Consider the following 25,606-nt stretch of genomic DNA (forward strand, 5'->3'; position numbering starts at 1 on the left):
TAATATGAATGTTTTAAAAAGTAGCCACAACGCGTTGTGGCTACTGTAGTTCTATTCGATGATTTCGATGTTGATATCATCGATAAAGATGCGGTTTTTGCCCTGCCCCACGCCGGTCAGGTTGTAGTCGCCGCCGAGGAATTTTATTTGGGTATCGGCCGTGGCACCTGTCACGGTGAAGCTATAGGCTCTTTCGGCAGCCCAGATATTGTTCACCACGCCCGCATTGTCTTGCGCTTCTGAGTTGGGCACATTGTCGATCGAAAGTTGCGAGGTACTCGGTGTGCCGGCGCCCAGCGCGTAGATCTTCAGGATCCTGTCGTCTATCGCTCCGCCGGCAGAGATGTATGCCGCTGCCTTGAACGTTACGCGGATATCGACCGTGCCTTCAATGTTGAGCCTGGGCGAAATAAGGTCGCCGCCGAAGCCTGTCTTACCCAGCTTTACAAAACCCTGTCGTGCATAGAGCAGCGGTTGATTGCTGGAGGCGGCTACCGGCGTGCTGAACCAGCCGTGGTTCAACTGATCTTGCGTCCACGTATCGAAGCGTGTTTCGCCGGTGGTATTATAGGGCTTTTCGCTGCCATATGCGAGCCAGCTGAAGTCTTCCCGCAGAATGATGTTGCCCGGCAGCTGCGTGATGACGATGGTCTTGTCGAGCTCGGGGTGCGTGGCCGACCGTACGGTTACGGTGGTGGAACGGTCGGTGCCGCTGTTCTTTTCGGCGCGCAGCCTGATCTTTGTAGCCGACAATTCCAGCTGCGTCAGCCAGGTAGCGTCGTCTTCGAGCGTATAGGTCCAGGCTACGTTGGCGTCTACGTCGATGGTGATATCGCCACCAGCCGCGAGGACCTCGGCGCCGGTCTGTGCACCCGGAAGGTTGATGTAGGGCACATTGGCGGCCTGCTCTACGCGGAAGAGAACAGGTTGCTCTTCTCCCGCTACGATAAAGGAGAAGTTCATCGTGCGGGCATCGAACGTTTCATTCTCGCCTACAATCAATTTAAAGGTTCCGTCTTCGCTTCCCTCTGCCGGAAAGGCCCGTACCCAGCTGTTCTCTTCCTGCGCCACGATCTGCCACGGCCGGTTAGAGCGTACTACATAGCTGACGGTCGAGCCTTCGACACCGGCTGTAAGACCGGTAGGCGCATCGTCAATGGAAAAATAGGGGTCACCTGAAAATTCTTCTTCGTCATCGCTGCAGGAAACCAGGAGCAGCGGCAGGACCGCTACCATCGCCAGTACGATGGCCGCGAAATATCCGGATCTGAAATGTATCGTGCTTTTCATGTTGTGCGTGGTTTGCATTAGTTCGCTTCAATAGCCTGTTTACTCCACCATACCGGCGTCTTCATGGTGTTATCGCCGCCCATCCTTTCGAGGGCCTCCCGCGCGTGCTTTTCGTTGGTGGCCATCGTGGTGTTGGGAAATGCAAAGCGCGTGGGAAGTGTATAGTCGTTGAACACCGTGCCGTTGCCGATCGTCAATGTGGGGTAGCCGGTGCGGCGGTATTCATGATAGGCTTCCATGCCGGTCCAGAAAAGCGCCAGAAATTTTTGGTCGGCGATCAGTACTTCCTTGTCGCCGGCATTGTCCCACGAGGCCAGCTCGGAGTCGAGGAAGGTGGTGATGTCGCTTTCTGAAATGGTTACGGGCGTGGCGCTGAATTGTCCGAAGGGTGCCCACTTTTCCAGCGAAGCGGTTACTGCTTCTGTATAATATTCCCGCGCCGCTGTTTCGCCGCCGGAGATATACCCCTTCCATGCGGCTTCGGCCAGGATGAATTGTACTTCTGCATAGTCCATAAACCAGGCCGGCGCGTCGGCCCGGCAAAACACAGGTGCGTTCAGCCAGGACGTTCCTCTGTCGACGGTGCTTTGCTCTTCGGCGGTACAGCCGGACACGGTGCCGATCCAGATGTTTGCGGGATTGGTCGTAGCATCGGGATTCTTCTTACCGATGATAGCCAGGCGGGGATCTTCGTAGACCTGCGCCCCGCCGCCGTCCGTTACAACGGTCATGCTGATGAGCTGCCGCGTGAGCTTGCGTCCCGAGCTGGTGAACTCTCCCTGACTGGTCAGGGCAAACGGGTTGATGTATGGATCACTTCCTGAAAACTTAACCGTGGCATTGTCGGCGTTCGATGTGAAGACCGGGTAGGAAGCCGGCGTATTCAGGATCTCGGTCATCTTTGCTCCGGCCTGCATTTCGGTGCGCCCGCTGACGCGACAGAGCAGCCGCAAGTAGAGGGAGTTGTTGAATTTGCGCCAGGCTTCCATCGAGCCGCCGTACATGCCGTCCAGTGCGGGCTTTGCAAATACAGGCTCCGAAGCGTAGAGCTCATTGGCTGTTTCGAGGTCGGCGAACATCGCTTTGTAGGCATTCATCTGCGAGTCGAACACCGGCGTGGTAGTACCCCCCGGGTTGCGGGCCGTGAAGGCTTCGGCATAGGGTATATCTCCGAACATATCCGACAGGTTGGACATATACAATACTTTCAGTGTCAGGGCAACGGCCTGCAGCGCCCGGTCTTCCTGCTCGACGCTGAGGTCGTACATGTGTACGGCATTGTTGGCATAGCCGGCGTACAGGTTCCACGTGCTTTGCCAGTTGCCGTCGGCAATGGAGTAGCGGTGCTCCTGGCGTGTCAGCCCACCGGTAAATGCCGTGAACTGGATAAGCTCGTTGTTCCAGAACCAGGTCTGGTTCAGCCAGGCGTTGGCACTACCGTACAGCAACGGCTCGAACATGCCGCTGGCGCGTACATTCCCCACCGTCGTCAGGTTGGGGTTCTTATCTGTCTCTTCAAATTCGGAGGTACAGGCGAGCATGGCAACGGCCATCATGCCTGTTATCAGTATTCTGTTGAATGTTTTCATACCGGTTCGTTTAGAATGAAACCTGAACATTAAAACCATACGTGCGCGTCATGGGGAATGCCATGGATTCGATGCCCGAGTAGATATCCGATCCGTTCAGCATACCTGTTTCCGGATCGAACTGCGGAAAGTCTGTGATGCAAAACACGTTGGTGGCATACATACCCACGGAGGCTTTTTGCAGGAAGCGGGTCTTTGACAGGATCTTCGAAGGGATCTGGTAATCGAGCCGCAGCTCGCGCAGTTTGATGAAGTCCGTGCTGAACGTGTTCATTTCCGTATTGTCGCGGGTCCATACATAGCTGCTGTAGTAGGTCTGGATGTTGCCGGTTACGGTCGTATTCTTGGTATAGGTAACGGTTCCATCGTCGTTGGTCACGGCATTTACACCTTCGTGTACCAGGCCGTCGTTGCGACCGGCGAGCGAGTTGGTGAGCTTGCCCTGGTACGATAGCGAGAAGTTCGTAACGGAATATGCGTGTCCGCCGTATTGCGCGGAGAACGTTGCCGCCAGGGAGAAATTCTTATACTTCAAGCGTTGTACGGTGCCGGCGCGCCAGTTGGGATTTACCTTGCCGATGCGGCGGTCGGGCGACTCGTCGAGCACGGGATATCCGTCGGCATTGACGATGTGCATGCCGGAGGCATCGACCTTGTTGCCATTCTCGTCGAGGTAGAAAGCGCCTTCCGGTGCCCGTTTAAAACCTCGTCCATAAAGCACGTGCATTTCTTCACCCACATAGGAATACACAAAGGTGCGGCTACCGATCGTCGTTCCGTTATCGGTCTGCAGCGGTTGGTTGGGATCCCAGCCGTCCTGTAATTTCACGAGCTTGTTGATATTCCGGGCCCAGTTCACATCAAACGACCAGGTAAAGTCTTTGGTCTTTACCGGCACGAGCGATATGGCGGCTTCCACGCCTTTGTTGGTGATCTCGCCAGCATTTATTCGCATGGAGGTAGCGCCCGTGGCCTGGTCGATGGCCACCGGCACGATCTGGTTTTTGGTAGAGGCGGAGTACAGCGCCAGGTCGAACGATGCGCGGTGGAAGAGCTTACCTTCCAGGCCAACCTCCCAGCTGGCGGTCTTTTCGGGCTTGATCAGCGGGTCGGGGATTACGCCCGGCAAGGTATATCCTCCCGGATACGACGTCGCGCTATAATACTGATCGCGCGAGTAGGCTTCCGTGTCGTTTCCGACGTTGGCCCACGATGCCCGCAGTTTCAGCATGTCCACCCACGACGTGCGGGCGTGGAGGTCCAGTACTTCGTCCAGCAAGACACTGGCGGCCACGGACGGATAGAAATAAGACCAGTTGGACGGCGCCAGGGTGCTTGACCAGTCGTTGCGGCCGGTGATATCGAGGTAGTAAGTATCGTTCCAGCTCAGTGATGCCATGCCGTAAAAGCTGTTGACGATCTTCTTGATGCGGTAGTTATACGGATCGGGATTTATACCGGTGGGCAGGTTCGTGGTATGGTATATCCCCTCTTCACCCAGCTGGCTGAGGGTGATCTTGCTGTTGAAGTTCTCGTATACCCGGTTGTTGCCACCCACCATCAGCGACAGTCCCAGTTGCCCGTTTGCCACGGTATTGTTCTGGTAACGCAGCATAAAGTCGTTGTTGTTCTCCATTTCGCGGATGGTTTGCTCGCGGTAGAAGCCGTTGGTGTAGTCGGTGGTATAGAACGGTCTGCGCTGTGTGCGGAAGTTATTCGACCAGTCCAATCCCGAGCGAAGCATAAACGAAAGGTTCTTCAACAGGTCGGCGGTAACGCTGATGCTGCCGAATACCCGGTCGCGGTCTTCCGAGCTCAGGGCTTCGTATAGTGTGCGGTAGGGGTTATAGCCGGCTGTGCTGGGATACACCAGGCCTTTGCCGTCGGTGCCGCCGGCTGACCAGTTGGCATAGTTATAGCGGCCGCTGAAATATTCGTTCTTCCAGTCGTGGATGCTGTTTACGTTGAACCCCCACACGAGCGAGTACATTGGGCTGCTTTCATCATAGCCGCCGCTCGGCATATTGTCGCTTTGTTTGTGATAATAGTTCACCTTGGCGGCAAGCTTGATCTTTTCCGTTACCGGGGTATTGACCGTGAGCGATACGGTTTGTTTCTTAAAGCCGGTGTTGGGAAGGATCCAGTCGTTGTTGTAGTTGGTGACCGAAAAACGTGTCGAGGTACCCTGGCCGTTGTTTCCGTCGATGGTGATGGTGTTGTTAGTCGTTACGCCGGTTTGGAACAGGCCGGTGTACCAGTCGTCCTGGTATACCCAGGGCAACTTGGTATAGGTGCCGCTGTTCCAGTCTTTGGAGGCGTACAGGTACCGTGTCTTGCTGGCATCGAACTTCTCGCCAAAGGTATAACGCGAATAGTTTCGCGGCTGCGCCACGCCGTCGGATGCCATGCCGGGCGTGATCTCCCACAGGGAATATTCGTTCAGGCCCAGGTCGATGCCGTTGCCGTATTCTTTTTGAAAGTCGGGAAAGTATCCGGCTTTCTCGAAAGTAACAGACGAGTTAATCGTAACGCCAATGCCTTTGGTTTTCTTGCCGGACTTGGTGGTAATGATAATGGCGCCATTGGCAGCACGTGAGCCGTACAGGGCTGCCGCCGCGGGGCCTTTCAGTACCGTAATGTTTTCGATGTCCTCGGGGTTGATGTCGCTTGCACCGTTGCCAAAATCCACCGGGGCGTCTTCCTGGGCATAGTTGCTTACGCTGCGGGTGGCGGTCATGCCCGAGGAGATGGGGACACCGTCGACCACAAACAGCGCCTCATTCTTGCCGTAGTTCAGGGAGCGGTCGCCGCGCAATGTTACACGGATGGATCCACTGGGACCTGTACTGGCTTGTGTATAGATCAGGCCGGCCACCTTGCCCGACATGTTTGTCAGCCAGTTGCCGGAAACAGACCGCGTAAGATCCTCGCCCTCTACTTTGCTGACGGAGTAGCCCAGCGATTTTTCCTCGCGCGTCAGGTTCAACGCGGTCACAACGACTTCATCCATCATGGCGGCATCTTCCTTCATCACGACGTTCACCTGGCTTTGGGTTCCGACCGCTACGGCTTCCGATAACATCCCGATAAAGGAGAAGGTCAACACGCCATCCTCGGGCGCTCCGGCAATGGTATATTCGCCGTTCACATCCGTGACGGTTCCGATCGTCGTACCCTTCAACAGGATGTTGACCCCGACCATCGGCTCTCCCAGCTCGTTCGTTACTTTTCCCCGGATGGGTTTATCGCTGGGTTTGTCCGCGGGCTTTTTTTTCACCGAGATCACACCGTTCGTCAGATTAAAATCGATTGGAAAATGTGCTTGTAATGTGGCCATGATCTCGGTCATCGACTTGTTTGAAATATCCAGCGTAACGGTTTTTTCCAGTTGAGCGATATCCTTCGAATAGGCGACGGCGTAGGAGGTCTGGTCGTCGATCTTTTTCAGGATTTCCGGGAGCGTTGCGTTTGTTACCTTCAGGCTGGTGTTCACCGTGTGGTCCTGGGCATACAGATTCGATATGGCACCGAAAAGACAAAGGAGTAGCCATACCCAACCTTTTTTAGGTTGAATAATTGATAATTGCATTTATTACAATACCTTTAAATCAGTTAATAATTGATCCGTAAAATTCAATTTGACTGCCCGAAATCGACTGGCCTTGATCTCGGGCTTTTTTGTTGTAGGGTTTCTTATAGCATAGGCATGTGGGGTTTTAACAAGGGATTGCTTTCAGACAGATCTCTCCGTTCGCTTCAAGGGAGTATTCAATTCCGTAGATGAACTGAAGGCTTTTCAAAACATCTTCAATACGTTGGTCAGGGTAACTTCCGGTGATCGTGCATTTTTTGTCGAAGGCCGAGGTCAGTACAATGTTGACATTAAATCTCCGGTTGAGTATATGGATGACCTGTTTCAGGTTGGCTTCGTTAAAAACAATACTGCCGTCTTTCCAGCTATAGTAGTCTTTTGCCGCTACGGACTCCTTCATCGCGACACCGTTCTTATAGTAAACCCGCTGGTCCTTTTCCAGGATGGCCAGTGGTTTGTTATCGGGTGTCGTTACGCCTACTTTTCCCGACCGCACCACGACAGATGCGTTCTCGCCGGGGTAGTCCGACACGACGAAACGGGTACCCAGCACGCGCGTCTTTAATGTGCGGCTTTCAACAATAAAAGGTTTTGACGGGTCGTGCTTTACTTCAAAGTAAGCCTCTCCTGAAAGCGTTACGGTCCGCTCGCTGCCGCGCATGCGGCTGGAATAGCCCATGGCGCTGCCGGAATTGAGGTATGCCATGCTGGAGTCAGGGAGTACGACGCGCGTACGCTCGCCCTGCTGTGCGATGATCGTGATCGTGGTTTCGTGGAAGTGAAGGAATACGGGAATAACTGCCGAAAGAATTACCAGCAGTGATGCGGCTGCCATCAGCATGGTCTTTCGCCGCAGACGCTGACGGTAAATGGTTCTTTTAAATACTTTTTCGTCGAGCCGGTCCATCAGAAGCCGATCTTGTACGGCGCGTTCGGGTGTAACGCCACCTTCCTGCATCTTTTCAAAAAATGCTTCTACAACCTGCCGCTCTTTGGCGGAGGCTTTTCCGTCAACGTACTTGTTAAATAAATCCCTGATCTTTTCTTCCATCGAAAATACTATGCGTCGTTTTCAGATACATAGTACTGTCGCCGGGTTCAGCACCTACGCGGTTTTCTTCATTTAACAATTCGATAATAGTGTCGTGCGACTAAACATGAGAGGATTACGAACGGAAAACATTACGTTAACACAACGGCTACTGTACGCCCAGGCCGACGGTGGCAGCCCATAATACAACACCCGCCTGCTGACTGAGGGAGAAGCGAAGGAGTTTGAGTGCCTTGTTGACCTGGTTTTCAACAGTGCTGACGGACAGGCCGAGCTTTTCGGCGATCTCTTTGTTGGTTAGCTGATGATAGAAACGCAGCTCGAACACCTGCCTGCATTTTTCGGGCAGTAGGGAATCAGCTTTGGTGGTGATCTGTTTCATGAGCTCCTCGGTTTCTTCGCGCGAAAGATCGAGCTCGTGCCGGTTGATGATGTCTACCACGGCATCGAGCTGCACGTGGGTGAATTTATTGCGTTTGAAATGCCGGGCGCATTGAAACCGTGCGGCCTGCATGAGGTAGGCCCGGGGCTCGCGGATGTCGAGCTCGTCAAAGCGATCCCATACGTTGATAAAAATGTCCTGGGTGATGTCTTCGGCCCGCGCATGATCGGCGATGATGTTGTGCACATACGAAAACAGCAGGTGCCGGTGCTGCAGGTACAGCTCCCTGAATTCGGCTTCTTTTGTTTCCTTGCTTGGGTGCGACATGGGCGGCACCGCCCTGGATGGACGGTGCCGCAATAATACAACCTGGCGTTTTTTGGAGTGACGCGGGAAGTATTAAGTTATGGTGATGTTTTGGAGCGTTCAGCAACCGCCACCTTTTTGGGACACTAATATTCCGAACGGCGTCACCAGTATACGGTTAAACGGCATGTTGGCCGGAAGGCCGCCGTTTTGGAATGGTCGATTTTCACGCAGTGGACGGAAGATGCCTTTCCAGGGAGCCAGCAACATCGGGGGGCTGGCGGGTGTGATGCGGAAAGTAGGGGGTGGTGTGGGTACAAATACTGAATCGGCCGACGCCCAACCCCATGTGCCGCCGCGATTTTCCGAACGCAGTGTTCCGCGATTCGTGCCGGCAGAGAGGACACCGTCTGCCTCTTCAAAATTATTGATGAGCATATCCCCCGTGAGATGCTTCCACGACGCCCCATTGTTCTCGGAAGCATAGATGCCCTTTTCCGTGCCGGCAAACAATTTGTTTTCCTGCGAGTAAAAGCAACGGACGTTCATATTATCAAGGCCGGTACTCGCTTCTTTCCACGTTTTCCCATTGTCGTGCGACACAAAAATGCCCTTCGCGTGGCTCCCGATAAAAAGCGAGTTTCCATGAACAGTAATGGCTTCGGCGACGATGTCTTTTGGCAGTCCGTTGCCGATCCGATCCCATGATTTCCCATCGAACGATCTGTAGACACCATCCAGGAAGGTAGTGATGAATGCCGCGTTGTTCCGGGCTACTGTCCATGCGCTGATGTTCAGATCGCCCGGGAGCCCCTCGCCGGCAGGTTTCCAGGTTTCACCCTGGTCCGTTGACATAAATACACCTGTTTCGGGTTTTGGCGGCTGGGCAAATGCGTTTACACACACAAGCGCCGCCGAGATAAGCATGATAAGTTTCGCTTTCATATGTTTTGTTTTTGTATAGCCAAACGTATCCAGGCACCCGCTCTTCTTTGCAAAACACATGTAAAATGATGTTAATGAATTGTAAAACCTTCCAAACGCGTCTGTTAAGCCCGTATCTTTGATTTCTTGTTACTCGTTAACAGCATAAAAACACATGGCGTACCCCCGGTCCATCAGACGATATCGTCCTCTCCTCATGATCGCCTTTCTGATATTGGCGGGAGTAATGTTCTTTCAAGTGTTCCAGGTGTTTATGCGGCCCCGGGAGGAAACGCCGTCGCCGATGACCGCTAACCTGGCGCTGCGAAGCATAAGCGATAAACTTCTGACCTTCGCAGGACGCCCCACCCAGCGCATCAGGCCGGTGAAGCAACTTTCGCTCAGCACGTATCGCGTGCAATTAGACGCGCCGATCGCTTACGGTGCCCTGGATTCACTGGTTAAAACCGAATTTGGAACCCACGCTATCGGTGCGCCGTTTGAGCTGGCCGTGTACGACCACCGGTTTGATTCCTTGCTGTTCGGCAATCTCTACGCAGACGGGATCCGCTCGGAAGGCAAGCCGGTTTGCCTGCGACGCGAGCAGATACGTGTGCCCATGGATTTTACGGTCAAGTTCCATGAACACAAGACAAATGCTGCAACAGCCAATACGGGGTGGCTTGTGTTGCTGGGCGGCGCGTTGGCAGGGGTGAGCTATTGTCTTGTGCTGGCTGCAAAAAGAGAAGAGAAGCCTTTGATCGCAGAGGATTCGCAAGTATATGCTTTGGGTTCTCTCGCGTACGATTTTACAAATCAGCAGATCACGTCAAAAAATGGTGTGGTGGAGCTTACGTACAAAGAAGCCAAGCTGCTGAAATTGTTCTGTGTCAATCAGAACCAGGTCATCTCGCGCGACGCCATCCAGAAAGCGATCTGGGAAGATGAAGGTTATTTCGTTGGGCGAAGCATGGACGTGTTTATTTCCAGGCTACGGAAATTATTGCGGGAAGATCCGGCTGTTTCCATTGTCACCATTCACGGTGTTGGTTATAAGCTTTCGGTCAGCCCGCAGTAAAATTTGCCGTATAAAGTGTAATAGTTATGCGGGCGTATCTACACTTTCCACTTAGAAAATGCTTTCGACGGATCTATTAAGTCAACCAGGCAACATTGCAGAGGAAGATATGTTGCCTTCCGTGGGGAGTATAAATTGGAACGTCGTGCCTTTTCCGGGTTCGCTGGTGACTTCGATCGGAGACTGGTGCAGCTCCAGGATCTTCTTTACAATAGCCAGCCCGATGCCCATCCCTTTTTTGGGTGCATTGTCTTTGTCAATTTGCTTGTAGCGTTCAAACACGTAGGATTGATCTTCCAGGGGAATGCCCACGCCGGTATCGGCCACCCGCACCTTTATACCGGTGGCTGACTGGGCGAACTGTATGGTGATCCTGCCGCCGTCGGGCGTGAATTTAAAGGCGTTGTCCAGCAAGTTTTGAAATACCCGCTCAGTCAGCGCGATGTCGGCAAAGACCGGGCGGAGGTTGTTCGGGGCGTCGAGGCGAAGGTCGATGGAACGCGTTGATGCCGTGAGCTGATAGGCCATCAGGATATCACTGGCGAGCTCCTGAATGAGAAATGGTTCTTTTTGTGGGGTGATAACGTTGGCCTCCAGTTTGGCATATTGAAAAAGCTGCTCCACCAGTCCGGATAACTTTTTCGTGCCGTCGTAGACGACGGTCAGGTATTTTTCTTTTTCGGACGGGGAGAGCGTGTCTTTCTTCATCATCAACGTTTCCACGTATCCCTGCATGATGGACAGCGGCGTGCGCAGGTCGTGGGATACATTGGCGATGAGCTCCTGCCGGAACTTGTCCGTGGCCGTGATCTTCCGGATGTTGTCGACGATCACATCGGCCATTTCGTTAAATGTAGACGTCAGCATGCCCAGGTTGCCTTTTGCGTATCCTTCAATCCTGGCGGAATAATCTCCCTCCTTAAACCGTCTGACGATGCCCGCGATGGTGCAGATGCTGTCGGTGATCAGAAAGAATGTAACGACGCCTACAACAAACGCTGCCACCAGCGCGGCAAAGAAAATATAGGCGCTGAGACGCATGTAAAGGTTTTCGTTCAGCGCGCTGAGTATTTCTTTTTGCTTTTGACTGGACAGGACCGTATATACATATCCCACCAGCCGGCCGTTTTCGTAGGCCGGTGCCGCGGAAAAAATACTGGGCTCGTCGGGTTGTTTGGGATTATCGCCGAGCGGGAATGCACCGTCCGTTGTAGCAAGCCACGCCTGGACGGTGGCGATGTTGACGCGGTTGATCTGGACGGTCGTGTCGGGCACGACGTAGTCTACGATGTGCCCGGTCGTATCGAGCAGGTATACTTCCACGCTGGGGTTGGCCACCATGGTGGAGTGAATGATGTCGTGCGTGACGGTGGTGTCGGGCTTGCCATTTTTAAAGGGCTGTGTAAACGTGGCCAGGTGGTGCGCGATGTTGCCATAGAGCTGCTGATGCGCGGCGGTATAATATGCTTTTGAAAACCGCGATGCGATCCCGACAAAGACCACTCCTAAAATGATCAGTAAGGCCGTGAATGCTGCGGCGATCTTCCAGAACAGGAGGTTGCCATGGATCGTTCTAATCGACATGTTCTTAAATGTTATAGCTCTTCGTTAAACCGGTAGCCTACGCCCCAGGTTGTCAGAATAAATTTCGGGTTGGAGACGTCTTCCTCGATCTTGCTGCGCAGGCGATTGATGTGACTATTGACGGTGTGCTCGTACCCTTCGAAGTCATATCCCCAGATGAGGTTCAGCAGATTCTTGCGGCTATAGCTCTTGCCGGGGTTGCCCGCCAGCAGGGTGATGAGGTCGAATTCTTTTGGCGACAGGTCTACCCGGATGTTGTTGAGCGTTACTTTCCTTTTATCGATGTCGATCTTCAGATCGCCGTAGCGCATGACTGCCGACGTGGCTGCGTTCCCCTCCGTGCTCTGTTGTTCTTCACTACGCCGGAAGATGACTTTCACCCGGGCGATGAACTCGCGGATGCTGAACGGTTTGGTGAGGTAGTCATCGGCGCCCGTTTCGAGGCCCATGACTTTGTCGATCTCTTCCGAACGCGCGGTGAGCATCATGATCGGCGTATGCCGGTCGGTTTGCCTGATCTTCCGGCATACTTCCATGCCGCCGAGTCCGGGGAGCATAATGTCGAGTATGATCAGGTCGAACCGGTCGTTCTTAGAGGCCGCGAGGCCCTGATGCCCGGAGGATGCCGGGGTGACCTCGCAGTCGAGGTCGTGCAGGTGTATCGTGAGCAGCTCCACAATGTCGCTGTCGTCTTCTATAATTAAAACATGCTTGCCTGGCATGTTACAAAGGTGGCCAAAAAAGCGGTAGCAGGCTGTGATACTTTTGTTATAATTCCGCGACAGCGTCGGGATATTGTTTCTGTTGTTTCGGGCATTCAAAAACGAAACCAATAGCTCATGAAACAAAACATGTTAAAATCAGTTGCGGTGCTTGCTGTGGCACTGGTATGGGCATCGTGCAATGACGATGACGATACGCCGATGATGCAATCCAGCACGATCACTATTGAGAATGTGCTCGATAGCAAACCCCTGGTCGAATCGGGTACCTTTAAAGGTACGGGCACACCGCCGGTGATCCTGCCCGGTCAATCGGTGTCTTTTTCCTTTTCTGCCGCCAAGAATCAACGGCTGACATTTGCCACGATGTACGGTTGGAGCAACGATCTTTTCTTTGCGCCCGAGAACCCCGGCATTAAACTATACAATGATGACGGAAGCCCTGTTACCGGCGATGTGTCGTCGCAGGTGAAGCTGTGGGATAACGGCACGCGTGTCAACCAGGCGCCTGGCGCAGCGGTGGTACATCCCGGAATGGCCGAAGCGGCTGCCATGAATATTAAAATGGTGGCCGGCATGGATGACTATGGCAATACATACCTGGCGGCGTCAGACCTGATGGAGGTGTCGCTGGCGTACAATGGCAACTCGCGGTTTACGCTCACGATCATGAACACTTCGGGCGGCACCGAGAATGAAACACCGTTTAGCCCGGGCGTGTGGGCCATCTCGTATGTGGCCGGTGGCAACCTGTTGATGCCGGAGCCGATCTATTCCAATAATAAGCCTTCGGCCAACGGGCTTACGGCCATTGCTGAAGCGGGTGACAATACGGCGATGAGCACGTACCTCATGGATCTGACCGGTATCTTTACGCCGCTGTCGCCGGTGCTGGTCGTGGTGTACAATGGTATGGAGAACCCGTTCTATAGGACGGGCGAGAAAGACCGGGGCATGGGCTTGAAAGAGCTGGCGCAGAAGGGCAATGCCGATATGCTGGCGGCGGCGTTGAAAGATATGAACGGCGTGAAGAATGTATATGTGTTGAAGGACATGGCGAATACCGTGTTGCTACCGCGGATAAACGGTGCAGCTGGAGGCAAGGTGTCGCAGCAGCTTATGGTGGGCGAGGGCGACCGGGTTGCGCTGGCTACCATGTACGGCTTCTCTAACGATTGGTTCTTTGCCACGACCGGCGCTGATCTCGATGCGATGGAGAAGGGCGATGTTACGTCGATGGTCGGATTGTTTGATAACGGTACGGCGATCAATCAATATCCCGGTGCCGGCATTACACAGTTCAACCTGGCGGGTACGCCGCTGGAGGAGAGCAAGGCCATCGAGGCAGTGCCGAACCCGAACGAGTTTACGATGCTGCCGGCGGTTGCCGGTATTGTCAAGGTTACGTTGCAATGATCGTTTTTGCCCAGGGGATTTGACGATTCCCTTGGGCATTCTGCTGGTAGTGTCACGGGAGCATGATTGTATTATTTGATTTGCGTTGAAATACTTACAACCCCGCGCTTTTCCTTTAAAGGGCCGGTATCTTTGCCGGTAAAATTTATTAACCATGCGAAAAATTTTCTGTCTAAGCGTACTCGTGACATTTATGCTCTCGTCTTGTGGTACTACGAAAGTGCCGCCAGGACAGGCTAAAAAAGTCACCAATCCGCCGCCGGGGCAAGTGAAGAAGATGACGGGAAGTAAGTCGGCCGCGCCTTACGCGCCGGGACAACAAAAGAAGGCGGGTAAAAAGAAAGGTTAGGTATTCGTTACTGCATGACATGCGCAGGTTTGTGAAGCGGCATGTCATGCAGTAACATTGTTTATCGATTTGCTTCATGTCGAAATAGCCGGCTTCTAAATCACATCCCCCCGCGCCGGCAGATCAGTGGATCCATCGCGTGTTATCGCCCGGATTTCAGGCCCTCCTTCCATTAATAGTTGCGTTGAAATCCACACTGTAAACACAGTGTGTTAAATCCGCCTTTAAAGTCACAAGGTTTTCTTTAATAAGATTAAGCGACAGGCCAGTAGCTGGTCATAAAGTATAGTGTAAGTCCACGGTTCGCCGGCCTGGTCTCCAACCCCGTCAACTTCACATGAATGGCATTCTTAGAAGTATAGATAAAGCATCAGGTCTGTTCATTTTCGGCCAGTAATTATCAAAAAACGAGCAGTAGGGAAGCGAAAAACGCGAAGATCATGCGTTTTGCGCAACGATTCGAATTTGGTATCACACTTGCATTGATCGCTTACAACGCATGCCGTAGAGCAAAAAGTTCTACTTCGGCGGGTAACTGTATCAAACCAGGATAAACCTATAACACTAAAATACATTGCAGTGAAATTTATATACGCTCTCATTACTATCCTCGTATTAGTTCTATATCCATTCCGTCAATCGGCAGAATCCCTGTCCGTGAAAAATAAATACAAGGAGTGCAAACTTGTACTCAACGGAGTAAACTTTTCCGTTGATCCTCGAATTGAACTGTTCCATACCGTGGAAGTGATCCAGGGAATTCCTTTCGTGAATTTCATTGAGCTTGATTATAAACAAAAAATAGCGAGTCATTTTCAGCACGGTAAAACACATCCGCTATTCGCCTTTCTGGATAAGAATCAGTTGTACGGTAAGCTTTTTACGACGATCGATGCGCCCATTCTGATGATGCTGCATCTCACCAATGACCTGGAATGGCGCAAGGACGTAGAGGTGCCAGAGGCGAGACGTCCTGCGCTTGATTCGTTGCGGGTGTTAATGAAAGACTTTGCCGAAGCATCCAATTATGCCGGGTTCTTCAACAGTAATGTTGACTTGTACAATGTTAGTCTGACCACGCTTACATACAATTTGCCGGGCTTTGATGAAAAGAACCGACTGATGGACTACTGCGGAAATCGGAATCACAAGGGGTATGAGTTCAACGTGATCCTGAACTTTCTGGGATGGGGTAATTTTGGTCCGAGAATATTCAACAAAGACGGTGCACAGCTATACGCCGTGATCGCTCCCGAAAAAACGGCGATCCGGGTGCCGACGTTTGATGTCGGTGCGCTGTACCGGTTGTTGTGGCATGAGTTCGCGCATTCCTTTGCAAACCCTGCAGAAGAAAAGATCGCCGGCGAGTTCGATAAATTTGAGAAGTTGTGGGAGCCTGTGAAAGAATCTATGCGGGCACAGGCGTATCACTCCTGGCAATCGGTGGTTAAGGAGCATCTTACCGAAGCGATTGCCTGCCGGATGGCTGCACTCAAGTTTGGGGAGGATGCCGCAGCGCTGAACTATGTCAGACCTCAAATAGGGAGGCGATGGATCTATTTGAACCCGTTGCTGAAGGCATTGAAATATTACGAAGCAAACCGCGAGGTTTATCCTACCCTGGAGAGCTTTATGCCGAAAATCGCTGAAGCTTTTCAGGCGATCAATCAACATGATATTGACGGTTGGTTGGCGGAAATGGACGCACTGAAGAAACCGAATCTGAAGGCAATGCCGACTGTCGGTGCTATATATGATACAAAGAACATCCTGATCATCGTATCCACGGGCGAGACCGATCGCGAAGCTGACCGGCGATTAAAAGACTTCATTGACAACTACAAGGGCAGGATAAAAACGTTGAAAGATGCGGCGATCATTGCGGACACCGCTGCCCTGGCCATGGACCTGGCGGATTACAACTTGTCTGTCTGGGGTACGCCAAGCGGGAACAAATTTTTGCAAAAGCATTTGTCGCAGATCCCGATCGTTGTCCATAGCGATAAGATCATCGGGGAAAGTGTTTATGAAGGGACAGGCTATGGATTATTGATCGGTTGGGTGAATCCGTTCAACCCGGAAAAAGTGATGGCTGTATACACCGGCCAAAACCCCGCTGACCTGATCGACTTCAACAGGATTATGAATGGAAGCGGCAACTACCACATCTTCAAAAATTTCATTACCATCAAACAGAGCAGTTTTAGTAAAAATGGATCGGTTTGGGTGGCGAAGTAGTGGAGTCAGACCAATGGTAACATCGACACATCTAATTGGTTTCTAATACTGTAAGCGAAACCAATGATCCGCTACGCACGTTCTACAATAGAATCCTAAGAAAAGGCATGAAGATCGGCAGGTTTTTCAAAGTAACAAACAATACTGCTAAAGGGTTGGCATCAACCATGGATGGATCTCTGCGTGCCTTTCCAATTGTAAAAATGCAATATTCTGCGCCCTTAGTCTTTCACCCGTTAGCGTCCTGATCGATGGACGCCAATCCTTCCTTTAGTTTTTTGCAATCGCTTTAACGCAAGAATCGTTGAGGGCTGCTTTATCCTTCCACATAATTCGGAATTTATCATGGGTGAAAGAAAATTTAAGCTCAGCATGCTTGAGTACTCGAAAGTTATTTTGTCAAAGATCAGTTTCGATAAGAGATTATTCAGAAAGGAATACAAGAAAGCATTCCGGTACCTCGATCATGATGATCGCGCCGCCCTGAGACATTGGGTACGTGCTCAGTGGAGCATAATTGCTGTGACGTGAGTGCAGATCACCTGAACGGACAAATGTAAAACGTAAACCGTTAAATACATGACTGAAGAAGCAATGCTCTGGACAAGCTTTAGCGTTTTCGTATTGGGCATGCTGGCCCTGGACCTTGGTGTGTTTCATCGGAAATCACACGAAGTGTCCGTAAAAGAAGCGCTCACGTGGACGGCGGTCTGGATCGGGCTAGCCATGCTGTTCAATCTTTTCGTTTTTTATTATTTCGATAAAGAAACAGCGCTGGAATTCTTCACGGCCTATCTTGTCGAAAAGTCATTGAGCATTGACAACATCTTTGTCATCATCATGATCTTCTCGTATTTCAGCGTACCGGCATCATATCAGCATAAAGTGCTCTTCTGGGGGATTTTGGGAGCGTTGATCATGAGAGTGATCTTCATTTTTGCGGGTATCGAGCTCATTCATACATTCCATTGGCTGATCTACGTGTTCGGTGCATTCCTCGTATTTACCGGCATTCGGATGGTCACCGGCGCTGATAAACCGATGAACCTAGACAACAATCCGCTGGTGGTGTTTGTGCGCAGGATTTTTCCGGTAACTGCTTCGTTCGAGGGTGATAACTTTTTTGTCAAACGTGATAGCCGTTTGTGGGCAACACCCTTGTTTATCGTCGTGATCTTAATTGAGGGAACGGACCTCATTTTCGCTGTCGATTCAATTCCGGCGATCATTTCCATATCGGAAAATCCGTTTATCGTGTATACGTCAAACGTGTTTGCAATTCTCGGGCTCCGTTCTCTCTACTTTGCGCTTGCTGGGATCGAAAAATATTTTGCGTATCTAAAATACGGCCTGGCGACTATATTGGTGTTCGTCGGCCTGAAAATGTCTTTTGCTGATTTCGTTAAAATACCGGTTGAGATCTCGCTCATCGTGATAGCGTTTCTGCTGGCGATTTCGATGATTGCTTCGGTCGTTGTAAAGAGAGAGCGGGCATGACAGCCGGGCTCTCCGCGGCAGGGCAATCGAATTATTGTTCGTGCATGCGGTGGCGTTCGGGTGGCATTTTTTAGGACGTGATTAGCCCGGGGTTAGTCAAAGCGCACTGAATTCGGTTTTTTTTGTGTTTTTTGATCCCGCCCAGCTTCTTTTTTATGGAAAATTGCCTCTTTTGGAATCATGGGTATTGATAACCTACCGTGCCATGAGAGGACTCTGTCTGACATTACTCATTTTACAATCCTTAATCTCGATCCCTGTTTCGGCTCAAGATCTCGTTGAAAGCCGGAGAAGCAGTTACTACACCGTCATCTACAAGGTCAGTAACGAACAGGCTAGAGTCCTGTACAAGGATATTGGGGAGATCGATACCACTTTTCTCCATCATCTCTTCGATCTCTACCCGACCGATTCTACCTATCGAAAGGAATTGCCGGTAGGACATTTTGTCTTCGTAAAGACCGTCAACGGAAGCTTGCACTGCGAGCTTCGATCCGTCAATAACCTCAGCATGAATCTCCTGAACAATCACAGGGACCTGGTGATGGTCTTTAATGACTTGCAAGGGAAAGAGTTACAGGATATACAAGTGGAGGTCCGATCAAAAAGAATTCCCTTCCAGGAGCGCATAAGGGCTTATCGGCTGGGAAAAACCAACAAAAGAGGAATCGTGAGCGCCGCGTACCAGGGGCATGTGTCCTTCTTTGAAATCGAACGGAAGTTTAACAATACGTTCTTTGTGCGGACCGGAAGGAAAATGGCCCAGACGTTCCCGATCAATCACATTATTTCGCCTATCTTCTATATGACGGGGACGGTTCAAAGAATAATAAATGGTGATCGCCTGGTTGCCCCTGGGATCTATCATCGAACGGCGAGGATTTTTAAGCCAAAGCCCCGCAGCGGATATATCGTTCTCAATAAACCCCGTTTCAAACCTTATGACACACTGCGGTTAAAGGGGATCGTAACGACAACGAAAGGAAATCCAGTCGGAGAAACTGTTGACATTTATTTGAATAAGTATTACCCCGATGCGTTCAGTAAAAAAATTGGGACCATAGAATCGTACAGGAAGGGCGCGTATCAATTTGAACTCCTGCTCAGCGATAGCCTGAATTTAAAGCTGGATCAAAGTTATTCAATAGAATTCAGAGGTAAGAAAGGCAACACGCTATTGTCGACTAATTTCAGATACGAGGAATATCAATTGAAGAATAATTCGTATTCGGCGAGAAGTGAACGCAAGACAAAACTCAAACCGGCAGTATTGTATCTGAGGGGAGAAGACTCGAATGAAATGCCTCTTTTTGATGTCAGGGTAGATATTCTCTTACGGCCTAAAGATGTGGTGAAGTATTATCAGCCGAAGGTATTTGTTCCGGACACACTTTGGTTTTATCAGACAAAACTCGATCCTGTGGGAGAAACCCGTATAAGTATACCGGATTCTGTCATGCCGGGCGTATCCTTGCGTTATGAAGCGACCGTTGCGTTCTACAATGCGGAAAATGAGCGGACCGTGAAGATTGTATCACTTGATCACGATTCAAAGCCGTTTCCCCTGGTCATTGACCTGGAGCATGACAGTGTAAAGGTTACGAACCTTGATCCACGAAATCCTGTCGTGACGGAGGTGACCCTTAGCCGTTCCAATCCATCGTATGATTTTGTTGATAAGAAGATCACCTTGCCATACGCGGAGCGGGTTGATCCGTTTGCGGATTGGTATTCGGTAAGTTATTTGTCAGGCACCCAAACAGTGTCCGATGGAATTGACCTGGAAGCGCTGCCCGACAAGCTTCAGGTATCGTCTAATAGAACAGCCGACTCATTGATCATTGTTTCGGAAAATCCCAGAAGGATACCGTTCCGCTATTTCCTGTTTAAGAATGGAACCCTCCTTGAGAGCTCGCAAGGCGAATCCTTGCGCATCAGAAGGCGGGCAAAAGTCTCCGACAGCTATTCGTTATCGGTTCAGTATATATGGGCTGGCAAGTCCGAAACCAGGGACTATGAGATCGCGTTCGACAGGCGAAATCTCGAGATCAGGCTCGATCATCCTGCGATTGTCTATCCCGGGCAAAAGGCCAGCTTTAAGATTGCCGTTCGGGATGCCTTTGGTGAACCGGTGGAGAATGTCGACTTGACTGCGCTTGCCGTCACCCGGAAATTTGAAACGACGTCCGTGCCGTCTGTTCCGTCATTTTCAAGAGGTCATAAAAGCAGAGCCATATTCAACGAATTCAACACGAAGGAGTTCGATCTAAGCGTATCGAAAAGTATTGAATGGGCTTATTGGAAAAAGACACTTGGCCTCGACAGCATCGCATTCTATAAACTATTGTTTCCCGCCGCGGGTTATTTCGAATACCGTACAAAAGCTGAAACGTCACAATTTGCACCTGTCGTGGTCGGGAGGGGAAGTAATCAGCCCATTCAAGTGATCTATGTTGATGGACAGCCTGTCTACTACGCGGGTGTGTCAACGCTGGAGCCATACTCATTTCATATCGCTCCGGGAGAGCACACGATCGCCATTAGGCTCACCAATCGTTTACTTACGATCTCCAACGTAAGGATAGAGGCCAATCAGAAGCTGATCTTTTCTATTGACCGGAATCATTTACCGGCGAACTGCACGGAAATAGAAATGCCTTTTAAATTTTCTGACGAGGAGCTGCGGAAATTGAGTCGGTACTTCATGGTTGTAAATACCCGACAAGCAACAAGTGATGCCTTTCTTCAGCAAGGAAACGTGTACCGCCTGATTGGGGCCAGAGATAACTACTACGGTTACTCGTATTATGAACGCCTTGTCGGCCCATTTTATCCAGGCACGACGACGTATGCCCGAAAGGATGGCGTTCACCATACGTTCGGATATGAGCCGTTCTACTCGTACGATTTTCAGGAAGGTCTGCTTAAAATGCGTGACACAAAAACAGCGAACTACCTGCAGCGCGGATTTCGATGGAAATCGGACATCCCTTCGTTTGAGGATCAGGTCCTGACGCGTAACGCAATCGGGGAATACTGGAAGAACATCGAAACAAATGCACCCATTCCATTCAAACGTTTCCCCGACTTTGAACCGGTTTCAAAACGTATCGGAAGATTGACGTTCGATCACCTTCCAGAAGATGCTGGCAAACTGAGGGTCAGGGCAACCTTTGTTGTTGATCTGAACAATCCCGACAATTATTTCATCACCACCCAGGACGTAAAAAATCTTCCCATTTATCCGGGAAGCTATCAGGCTATGGTCATCTTCAGCAACGAGCAATATCTAAAAGTCGACTCGGTGGACATAAAGCCATATGGGAACAACTATTATGATCTCGAACTGCTCAAGCTTCACGATCCCGATACTTTTAGTGTTCAGGTTCTGAATACAATAAAGAAATGGTCCGTCGATGCTGTCTACAGCACAAAAAGTCGTCAGCAAGAGCTTCAGAACGTAAGACAATTATTTTACCAGGAGTCATCGGCGAATTATTCCTTCGACCATGTTGTGACCGGCAGAATTGTTTCTGAAGACGACGGTGCTCCGCTTCCCGGAGTCAACGTGATGGTAATAGGAACATCGATCGGAACGGTAACGGATATGGACGGGAACTATCAATTAAGATGCCCTCCCAACGGTACGCTTGTCTTTTCGTTCATTGGCATGGTGACGGAGGAAGCTTCCATCAACAGCCGGTCAAGTATAAACGCAATACTACAAAGTGATGTCGCCCACCTGGAAGAGATCGTGGTCACCGGCATGGGTGTTCAAACAGAACGCAGGAATCTCGGATACTCCGTTTCCACCCAACTCTCCGGGCGAGTGGCAGGAACACTGATCAATTCCTCGCGGTACATGTCTGAGCTCGAAGATTCCGTTGCTCTTGTAATACGCGGATATTCTAGTATGCAGACCCAAGCTGAGCCGTTGGTGATACTGGACGGTAGAATTGTGAGGCTTCAGGATATTGATAAAAGTCAGATAACGGAGATGGTAATGATGAGAGATTCGGAGGCCACTGCTATTTATGGCTCGCGTGGAGCCAACGGTATTATTTTGCTGTCGACAAGGCCCGGGATTACAAAAGAAGGTTTGAAGCGGACCAGCAAGTCCGCTATAACGGCTGCCGCAATGGAAAACGTACCGGGTAATTCGCTACGGAAAAATTTCAGAGACTACGCTTTTTGGAAACCCACTTTACGTACTGACCTGAACGGGCATGCGGAGTTTGACGCCACATTTCCCGATGATATCACCGGTTGGGACGCACATGTTTTGGGCGTAGCCAGAAAACTCACGGGCCAAACCAGTTCCGTGATCAAGTCTTTCAAACCGCTGGCGGCGCAGGTCGCGCAACCTCTTTTCTTAATCGAAGGAGATTCCTCTCGTGCGATCGGCAAGATCACTTCCTACGCACAGGACGAAATTGACCTGGAGAGAATAATTAAAATAGACGAACAAGAGATCGACAGGTCATCGTTTAAAGTCAAAGATTCAAGGATCGATACGATCCATCTTACCGCAAAAAACGCTGATACCTTATCCGTTTTATATTCAGTGTCCTATAAGGACTATTCAGACGGTGAGTTGAGGAAAGTTCCGGTGTATCCACAGGGCGTGAAAGAGGTAAGTGGATATTTTGTTTCGTTAACGAACGATACGACGGTGGTGTTGAACTTCAATAATCGACCGGGGAAGATCAGGCTGTATGCACAAGCCGATCTACTGGATGTGCTCACGGATGAAATTCGTTTCTTAAAACATTATCCATACGAGTGCAATGAGCAACAAGCTTCGAGGTTGCTGGCGTTATTGCTTGAAAAGCAAATCTGCGCCTATAACAACGAACGATTCAAAGACGAGCGGGAAATTTCAAGAATGATCCGGAAGCTGGTGGGCCATCAAAACCAGGACGGAAGCTGGGGCTGGTGGGGATCGGGGCAGGGCCATGTTTGGATCACGCTGCATGTGGCAAGAAGTCTTGATCTTGCACAAAAGAACGGCTATCCGGTAGCGATAAACAGGGAGTCTCTCATAAACTACCTTGTGATCAACCTTGCCAACACAGTCGCAACGGGCCGGCTCGATGTGCAAACGTATCTTCTTGAACAAGGGCAGAAATTGCAGATCAAGGAGCTGGTCGACAGTATTCAACGGTCCGCTACCGCATCGTTACACGATAAGCTAAGTGTGCAACGCCTAAAGCAATTATCGGGCGAAAGTCCGGATTGGCACTGGATCGATTCCCTTCGATCGTACACTGTCAAGGGAAACCCTTACTGGGGTGAAGACCGGATGGATCTGTTTGATAACTCGGTTCTCAACACGTTGCTCGTTTATAAAATGATCGAAAAGAAAAGTCCATCAAGCGGGGAGTTAATTAAGCTCCGGAATTATTTCCTGGAGAGTCGAAGACAACATTGGAGAAATACATATGAGTCGTCGTTGATCCTGGAGGCGATACTGCCGGGAATCCTGGCTGAAAAGCGGTCAATATCAAAGCCGGTGCTTCAACTGTCCGGTCTGAGTGATCAAAAGATTGAACGGTTTCCATTTGAGCAAGTGGTGTCGGGAGACGGAACGCTTACCGTTTCAAAGATAGGGCAGCTACCGGTTTATTTTACGGCTTACCAGGAAAGTTGGAACAGCGCCCCGGCAAAGTCAGAGAAGGATTTTATTGTTTCTACCTATTTTGAAGACTCCCTGAAGACGTTGAAAACGGGAAAGCCTGTAAAGCTCATGGTCGATGTAGACGTGAAGGGCGATGCGGAGTACGTTATGATCGAAGTACCTATTCCTGCCGGATGTTATTATGAATCAAAGCCACAGCTCAGGGCGAACGGGGAAGTGCATCGGGAGTATTACAACCATAAGACGAATATTTACTGTCAGTATTTGAGGAAGGGGAGATATACGTATTCGATTTCGTTACTGCCGAGGTACTCGGGAAGCTATTCGATCAATCCGGCAGTGGTCGAATGTATGTACTTTCCAACGATTTATGGGCGGGAAGGGATGAAGAAGACGAGAATTGATTGACCTAGAAGGGGCTACAACGCGAATGGTGTCGCATGATCCCTGAATGATGGGCGAGATTACCGGCGCAGTCACATCCTAAAAGCACATTCAAAACACATTTGAAGCACATTCAACGTATAGATAAAGCATAGATAAAGCAACTCCTCGTATAGTGCCTGAACTGTGCTTTATTTATGCTTTATCTATGCTTTATCCTTGCTGTATCCGTGGCTTTGACCTGCCTTTGAATAAGAATTAGCTATGCCCAGGCGGACAGAAAAGGCTGTAAAAATACCGGTGACTACCGAATGCGCAATTGATTAAATTTCGTCCAGGGAAGCGGCTCTTTCCACTCCTCCGGAGATTCGATCAGCTTTCCGGCTTCATTCCAGGTCCAATTATAATGTGCGCTGGGTACTATTCCATCTGGAATAATCTCATCTCTGACAAAATGGATTTTCAGTACTTTTCCGTCACGGCCGATCTCGGCGTAAAGCGAATTGTGCATGTCGCCCCAGACCGCCGGACCTTTGGTTTGCCAGTAAAATGCTCGCTCGGTCACAAAACCATCTTCATCGTACGCAATCGTTCCTTCCTTAAATTCACGGGAGGCAATTTTCCCAGACTCATGCCAGGTATACGTGGTGTCCTTGCCGAATCGGGATTTTAACTGTCCAGTTTTATAATACTTCTCGTGATAGAGTATCTCCGTTTCCGATCCTCCTGCTTTAGAACCTGGATCGAGTTTACTGGCGGAGCTTGTCGGGTAACTTCTTTCCAGAGACCTTTCGGAAAGTCGCCGGTTGTCATAGCTGCAGAATACCTTTTTATAGGTTGTATCGCCGACGCTGTATTCTGTGAATTGGGACTTTAATGTACCATCTTTAAACCAGTACTCTGTCGAATCATTTCTGGAAAAGAATGATAGTTGCCCGGAAGGATAGAAATCTTTTTTCCAGAGTGGAGACTCTTCATAGTAAAGCTCACTTTCCGGATACTGTTCTATTGATTCGATGCTTCCATCTTTGTAGAAAGTCATCCAAAGGCCTTCTTTGAATCCATAGCGATTCATCCGATTGATTGTATTTCCTTTATATACTTCGCTCGTCGGCTGAGTGGTCTTGTAATGATCGTTCGATAGTTCAATCTTCTTTCCGTGAAAATAGGTTTGGTATTCACTCGCCGGAAGTTGTTCTATCGCAAATTCAATGGAAAAACAACAGGTGCATGCGCAAGAATCTGCTGGATCGCCTTTATAGGCCAATAAAAATAGCTTGTTGCCTTTGAAATCAATTTGCGGATTGAACCGGCTACAGCAGCTTTCGCGGAAGCTAATGGTTAAAAAAGTAGTTTCGCCCTGGGTTCTAATTTCTGTTATGCGGTTTACCAGTCGGTATGGGTCGTATGTGTCGTCACAGGGATTGGCTTTCCAGTCTATCAGCTTTACTTTTTCCTTTGCCGCTGAAAGTTGTTGAAAGGAGATGAAGGTTAGTATACTGATTGCCAGTATCACGCTCAATGCCAGTGCCAATGTTTTTATCATGGATGTTCACAGTTTGTGGA

General features: G+C 50.3%; 15 protein-coding genes. 6 read left to right on the forward strand and 9 right to left on the reverse strand.

Features of this window, described 5'->3' with window-relative positions:
* Positions 1 to 51 precede the first annotated feature (51 nt).
* The 6 genes from KK078_RS22320 to KK078_RS22345 form a co-directional block, all read right to left on the reverse strand.
* Positions 52 to 1,290 carry a BACON domain-containing protein gene (locus tag KK078_RS22320; RefSeq protein ID WP_254092544.1) on the reverse strand — a complete coding sequence of 413 codons (1,239 nt, stop codon included), beginning with the start codon at positions 1,288 to 1,290 and terminating at the stop codon, positions 52 to 54.
* A gap of 17 nt (positions 1,291 to 1,307) precedes the next feature.
* Positions 1,308 to 2,879, reverse strand: a complete 1,572-nt coding sequence (locus KK078_RS22325) for a SusD/RagB family nutrient-binding outer membrane lipoprotein (RefSeq protein WP_254092545.1) — start codon at positions 2,877 to 2,879, stop codon at positions 1,308 to 1,310.
* Positions 2,880 to 2,889: 10 nt separating this feature from the next.
* On the reverse strand, positions 2,890 to 6,468 hold the full coding sequence (locus tag KK078_RS22330; protein ID WP_254092546.1) for a SusC/RagA family TonB-linked outer membrane protein: 3,579 nt from the start codon (positions 6,466 to 6,468) through the stop codon (positions 2,890 to 2,892).
* 127 nt (positions 6,469 to 6,595) lie between these two features.
* A complete protein-coding gene (locus KK078_RS22335; protein WP_254092547.1) occupies positions 6,596 to 7,522 on the reverse strand; it encodes a FecR family protein in 927 nt (308 codons plus the stop codon).
* 148 nt (positions 7,523 to 7,670) lie between these two features.
* On the reverse strand, positions 7,671 to 8,231 hold the full coding sequence (locus KK078_RS22340) for an RNA polymerase sigma factor (RefSeq protein WP_254092548.1): 561 nt from the start codon (positions 8,229 to 8,231) through the stop codon (positions 7,671 to 7,673).
* A 99-nt stretch (positions 8,232 to 8,330) separates the two neighbouring features.
* The gene (locus KK078_RS22345; protein ID WP_254092549.1) at positions 8,331 to 9,155 is read right to left on the reverse strand and encodes a WD40/YVTN/BNR-like repeat-containing protein; all 825 of its coding nucleotides are present in this window, start codon (positions 9,153 to 9,155) and stop codon (positions 8,331 to 8,333) included.
* 196 nt (positions 9,156 to 9,351) lie between these two features.
* On the opposite strand from KK078_RS22345, the gene KK078_RS22350 reads away from it, so the two are divergent.
* Entirely contained in the window at positions 9,352 to 10,212 is an 861-nt protein-coding gene (locus KK078_RS22350; protein ID WP_254092550.1) for a winged helix-turn-helix domain-containing protein, read from the forward strand.
* A gap of 81 nt (positions 10,213 to 10,293) precedes the next feature.
* Here KK078_RS22350 and KK078_RS22355 read toward each other — a convergent pair whose 3' ends face one another.
* Complete coding sequence (locus KK078_RS22355) at positions 10,294 to 11,796, reverse strand: sensor histidine kinase (protein ID WP_254092551.1); 1,503 nt, start codon at positions 11,794 to 11,796, stop codon at positions 10,294 to 10,296.
* An 11-nt stretch (positions 11,797 to 11,807) separates the two neighbouring features.
* Entirely contained in the window at positions 11,808 to 12,518 is a 711-nt protein-coding gene (locus tag KK078_RS22360; protein ID WP_254092552.1) for a response regulator transcription factor, read from the reverse strand.
* A gap of 129 nt (positions 12,519 to 12,647) precedes the next feature.
* On the opposite strand from KK078_RS22360, the gene KK078_RS22365 reads away from it, so the two are divergent.
* From KK078_RS22365 to KK078_RS22385, 5 genes are all read left to right on the forward strand, one after another.
* On the forward strand, positions 12,648 to 13,934 hold the full coding sequence (locus tag KK078_RS22365; protein ID WP_254092553.1) for a spondin domain-containing protein: 1,287 nt from the start codon (positions 12,648 to 12,650) through the stop codon (positions 13,932 to 13,934).
* 154 nt (positions 13,935 to 14,088) lie between these two features.
* A complete protein-coding gene (locus KK078_RS22370; RefSeq protein ID WP_254092554.1) occupies positions 14,089 to 14,283 on the forward strand; it encodes a hypothetical protein in 195 nt (64 codons plus the stop codon).
* Between the two features lie 657 nt (positions 14,284 to 14,940).
* Positions 14,941 to 16,521: a DUF4932 domain-containing protein gene (locus KK078_RS22375; RefSeq protein WP_254092555.1), complete on the forward strand. Its 1,581-nt coding sequence runs from the start codon at positions 14,941 to 14,943 to the stop codon at positions 16,519 to 16,521.
* A gap of 579 nt (positions 16,522 to 17,100) precedes the next feature.
* Positions 17,101 to 18,018, forward strand: a complete 918-nt coding sequence (locus KK078_RS22380) for a TerC family protein (RefSeq protein WP_254092556.1) — start codon at positions 17,101 to 17,103, stop codon at positions 18,016 to 18,018.
* Positions 18,019 to 18,223: 205 nt separating this feature from the next.
* Positions 18,224 to 24,064: a carboxypeptidase-like regulatory domain-containing protein gene (locus KK078_RS22385; protein WP_254092557.1), complete on the forward strand. Its 5,841-nt coding sequence runs from the start codon at positions 18,224 to 18,226 to the stop codon at positions 24,062 to 24,064.
* A 280-nt stretch (positions 24,065 to 24,344) separates the two neighbouring features.
* Here KK078_RS22385 and KK078_RS22390 read toward each other — a convergent pair whose 3' ends face one another.
* Positions 24,345 to 25,586 carry a hypothetical protein gene (locus tag KK078_RS22390; RefSeq protein ID WP_254092558.1) on the reverse strand — a complete coding sequence of 414 codons (1,242 nt, stop codon included), beginning with the start codon at positions 25,584 to 25,586 and terminating at the stop codon, positions 24,345 to 24,347.
* Positions 25,587 to 25,606 lie beyond the last annotated feature (20 nt).

This window comes from Dawidia soli, from assembly GCF_018598185.1.
GTDB lineage: Bacteria > Bacteroidota > Bacteroidia > Cytophagales > Cyclobacteriaceae > Ohtaekwangia > Ohtaekwangia soli.